This is a genomic window from uncultured Fretibacterium sp. (assembly GCF_963544685.1).
Taxonomy (GTDB): domain Bacteria; phylum Synergistota; class Synergistia; order Synergistales; family Aminobacteriaceae; genus CAJPSE01.
Map to the genome: position 1 here is coordinate 1 of NZ_CAUUGJ010000141.1, position 4,824 is coordinate 4,824.

The 4,824-nt window shown below is 59.4% G+C and carries 3 protein-coding genes; 2 read left to right on the forward strand and 1 reads right to left on the reverse strand.

The window, feature by feature from the left end:
• A partial coding sequence (locus tag ABLA28_RS10375; RefSeq protein WP_347713604.1) for a hypothetical protein occupies nt 1-251 on the forward strand: 251 nt, incomplete at its 5' end.
• Between the two features lie 211 nt (nt 252-462).
• On the opposite strand, the gene ABLA28_RS10380 is transcribed toward ABLA28_RS10375, so the two are convergent.
• Nucleotides 463-3,999: a calcium-binding protein gene (locus tag ABLA28_RS10380; protein WP_347713605.1), complete on the reverse strand. Its 3,537-nt coding sequence runs from the start codon at nt 3,997-3,999 to the stop codon at nt 463-465.
• Between the two features lie 182 nt (nt 4,000-4,181).
• Here ABLA28_RS10380 and ABLA28_RS10385 point away from each other — a divergent pair.
• A partial coding sequence (locus ABLA28_RS10385) for a hypothetical protein (RefSeq protein ID WP_347713606.1) occupies nt 4,182-4,824 on the forward strand: 643 nt, incomplete at its 3' end.

Consider the following 4,824-nt stretch of genomic DNA (forward strand, 5'->3'; position numbering starts at 1 on the left):
TCATCGTCTACTGGCTGCCGCGGATGCAGGACAACCCCTGGAACCTCATCGCCTTTCAGGGGAGGAACTACACCGACTCCGCCCCGCTGACCGTCACACCGAGGCCCGACAGCATCCTTCGCGTCTTCATGGCCTACCGGCCCCTGAATGCCCCCATCTCCGTCCCCCCGCAGGAGCTGACGCCCTTCGTCCGAAAGGGCTTCACCCTCGTCGAATGGGGCGGCCAGGGACCGGACGGGGCGATTCGATAGAAGCGAGCTTAACGGCACGAGATTGGATTGGGCCAAGTGAGGAGGAGTGGTTGCTTCGGCCCCCGCAGGGGGAGATCTGCCCAGCAAGAGTTCTCGCCGTCCCCATTCATGAGCGAGACAGCAAATCGATGAAAGACGAGAGCGCCCGCCGGTTCGGTACCGGCGGGCGCTCTCGTCTGCGGAATGCAGGAAGTGGAAACAGGAATCCGGCTTAACGCATGCTCCGTTTTCCCGCAGCAGCAGCCACGGCGAGTGCGGCAAGGCCCAGCAGACCGAGGCCCGCATCGCATCCGCTCGAAGTGCCGGAACCCGAGGGCTTCGTGTCGGCATTCGCCTCCGGCTCCGACGCCGAATCGACGCCTCCGTGCGCCTTGGGGTCAAGGTAAAATTCGCGTACAACCATCGCACGGCCTGCCGCCAGGCGCTCCAGATCCCGCGCGTCCCATATCTCGCCATCGTAAAACTCCACCCGGTCGAGACGGCTCCTGCGCCCTTCGTACCAGCCGCGCACCCTCACGCTTCCGGGGCCGACCCGCAGCACCATGTCGTCCCCTTCACGCGCCGCCCTCACGTCGGCCGACGCGATGTCCGTATGGAACCGCAGCACGTCGCGCCTGCCCGAGAGCACCAGGGTGTCGTCGCCCTCACCGAGCCTGTAGTAATACACGTTCTCCGCCGGGCCGCCCGTGATGACGTCGTCACCGTCCAGCCCGAAGAACATTCCGTTCCTGCCGTCTCCTGCAAGCCGGTCGTCGTTCTCCGTGCCCCAGATGCGAACGTCCACGGAGACCGGCGTCATGTCGATCTCCGGCTCGCCCGGCCTGACCATGGCCTCGATCCGGGCGGCGTCCAGCACGCTGCCGTCCGAGAACTCCACCGTCCTCACCCCGGAGCCGCCGGAGAACCAGTTCGGGACCGTCGCGCTCTCGCCGGTGGCCTCGATCCTCAGTTCCAGGTCGTCGTCCACCCGCACCAGCTTCACGTCGTCCGACGCGATCCGGGGCCCGAACCGAAGCGTCTCCGCCGCAGCGTCCGCCACGCGGGTCCTTCCACTCCCCAGGGGATGGTTGAAGACCTTCCCCGTCAGACCGCTTACCTGCTTCGGGGTATTATCGGCCGCCGCGGACTTGCCCGCCGTACCTGCTTCTACCTCCTGCTGTGTCAGCAATGCACTCAACATCAGGTCGCAGAACCTCTGTCCATAGGGTTTTACTGCGTGCAAGGCCGCAAGTTCGTTCGTAAAATAGATCACCCGTCCCTTGCCGCAGCGGAAGTCGATGGCAGTAACAAGTTTTTCCAGATGGGCATCCCAGTAAAACTGTGGTGGCAAACCGGGAGCGGGAATGGGATCTAATTTACGCTCCAAGACAGCGTAAAACGCTGCAGTCAGTGATTTAGCTGAACCTGGGTTCTCAATAGCGGACTGCTTGTTGCGAGGTAACCGCGAAGCAACTCGAATGGAGTTCACCCCGATGCGCTGCCTCAATGTTGTGTTCAAAATTTCATGCCGCGTTTCATTGCTGAAGCCGCCTATCTTTCTCTCTTCCGTTTTTTTGAACAACTCAAACCCTAAGGGCTTCCCCAGTTTCTCGACAAGACTTTCCGACTTTCCCGCGACCAGCAGCGTACCGCCCCGGGTTACAAAAGCTGCAACCTTCTCCACAAATTTTTGGGGATATTCGTTTTCAACGGAGAGCTTGAGGTCGCCTCCAAGCACCAGCACCTTGACGTTGGGGACCACGAAGTCCGGGCTGGCGACCTCCGTCTGCGTCAGCACGCGGTAGCTGAGGGGCACAAGCGCGGGATCGTAGGGCATGTCGCGGCTCGCCCAGTCCAGAACCATGAACTCCGCGTCGTCCATGGCCGAGGGCAGCACGGCCGTCTCCGCCGCGACGAAGTCCAGCCCCCAGAGGTTGCCGACGTGGTCCTTCACGTGGTCGACGAGGATACCTGCTCCTGGCCAATCCAGAGGTGGTACGTAGGTCCGTTTCACCTCCTTAACAATAGGCTGGCAACAGTTGTCCGGGCTCGAGACCGTCAGCGTGATCCCGATATTCGAGGGCACGGCAAAGGCATAGATGCCCTGCGCGTCCGTCGTGGTCATATATCCCTTTTTGTTTCCCCAGGAGACGGAGATGTCCGCACCGGGCACCGGAGCCAGGCCCCTCGGGTTCGCGGGGTCCAAGCGCAGCACCCTGCCGCTGACCAGCTCCACTTGGTCAGCGCCGAAATTCTTTTCCCGTTCCTCCCGCGTGGCCCCCGCCCGCTTGAAGGCCCGAACGTCCGGGATGAGGTTGAAGGCGAGGCCATCACTGATGATTCCGCCGTCCTCTTCCCGAATCTTTGAGGTGAGTCCATAGGACCAGGCACCTTTATCCTCTATCCAGTTGCCGCTTTCATCATATCCTGCCCAGCCGGTGCAGACGTGGTAGTAGGGGACTTCAAGGTCACCCGCTGTCGGAGGGGCGATGGTTGGATAGGCGTAGCCATCCACAACAACAGAGTGTCCATTGATGTCGAACGAGACGGCTCCATCCTCTCCATGCAACCACACATCAAGAACAACCGGAAGCCCTATATCCAAGTTGGGATGAATCATTGCAGCCTTGTCGGGGATATTGAAGGGGTAGTAACGCACAATATCTCCACTGGAGTTTTTCTGCGGGGATGTGAAGAAGACCTGGGCCTGACGAAAGCCCATGTTGAGAAATGCCCTGCGATTGCTTTCTGTACCGCTGCCATCTTCAGCATAGTCCATCCTCAGCATCAGCCCCAGGTCGTGCAACAGGGGAGCCACCATCCCGGAAACAATGGAGGCATTCTGTCCCTCCGGCGCCCCCTTTCGATAGGACTTCATGGCGCTCCAATCGTAGTTCAAGAGGCTGGGACCGATGAACAGATCTGCATAAAAAGGGTGTTTTCCGTGCACATCTGGGGAGTTGGGGCCCAGATCCAAGGACGTTGTAATGGTAAACTCCAAGTTCTCCTTCCCCAAGGGCGAGCCCGCACTCAGAGGAACGCCCGTGAAGTCGAAGCCCCCGTTCGTCATGATGGCGTGCAGGGCCTGAGCCATCGCCAGTGCCGTACATCCGACGGGATACTCCTCGTCGTCCGACGCGGTGGGTTTTACGTCCGGGGATTGGATGTTCAGCCGATGGAAGGTGGTGTACTCGTTGAAGGGCCATCCCTGTCCCCACTGCGAGGCAGCGCCCAGAAAGGGGTACACCCGCACATCCCTGCTGGCCTCGGCGGGCAGCTCGTCCAGGTCCGAGGCTCGAACCCCTCCACGACTCGGGCCGTGCCGCAGAACATCCCAGGCCGTGCGGTTGTGCGCGGCCTCCCGGTCCTCCGCCGCCCCGGCGGACAGGACGGAGACACGGCCCGTCCGCTCGCCGTCGTAGCCGATGGTGGCGTACCAAAAGCTGCCCTCGAAGAGACTGGGCGTCATGTCCCCGCCGCCGAAGACCTGGACCGGCCAGTGCCGGTCGTCCGCGGGGACCACCAGCCAGCCCTTCTGCAAAATCACCAGCCAGTATCCAACGTCTCCGTGAAAGCCACCCTGGTATCGCACTGCCTGCCGGATGGGGCCGGAGAGCTCCGCGCCGAGGTGCTGTTCCCTCAGCTCCAGCCAACGCCCCACGGCAAGGCGCATCTCCGTCTCGGAGACCGGCGCCGCCACCGCGGGCAGTGCCACGGCAAGAAAAAGAGCCGAAAGGAGAAACTGAGAAAAACGCTTAAGGATTGTCATACAAAACACCTCTTTCCCTATAAAATTTGAAGTACAAAACTTTAATCTAAGTATCACATAAAAGTTATTTTGTCAAGGCGATTGGGTTACCAATGGTGCTTTATCTGCTAAACTGTTATGTACATTGCCTGTCGAGGAATATGCGTTAAAACATACTCTATTATTCAGGGAGGTTGAGTGGGATGGACGATATGCAAAATAAAAAGTGTGGAGTGAAAAGGCTTGCAGGATGGAGTGAAAAGTTCCTCAAGCCCTGCCTTGCGGTTCTTTTGCTGTTGGCGGTGTTGTTTGGAATCTGGCGGATTTGGGGGACACAATACAAGCCCGCAGATACCGCTGACGACAGGCAGATGGCAGCCTCTCTCCTTCCTCTGCAAAACTCAACCTTGATTTCAGGGGAACACGGTTATTGGCCCGATAAGGAAGAAACCTCCGAGCCCTCCGTTGTAACAAGCCAATTGAAAGGAGCGGAGGTAACGAGGGACAAAGAACCTCCTCATCCTAAGGATACACGAAGCCTGTATATTGCTTTGACGAACCCGGCATCAAGCTTCGACCAGAAAAAACAATATATTAAGAAAATTAAGAGCGCTTGCAAAAGATTCAAAGAAGTGGAATTTGAAGGTAAAAAAATCATAATGCGTTTGAGGTGTAAGCCCGTCCTCTACCTCTACCCGGAGGCCGAGACGGAGGTGACCGTGCGGCTGGAGTACAAGGGCAGGCTGACCTGTACCTACCCGGCACCCGACCCCGACGGTGCGTGGCACGTTACCGCGCGGCCCGACGGCACCCTCACCGACAAACAGGGCCGGGAGTACAGCTACC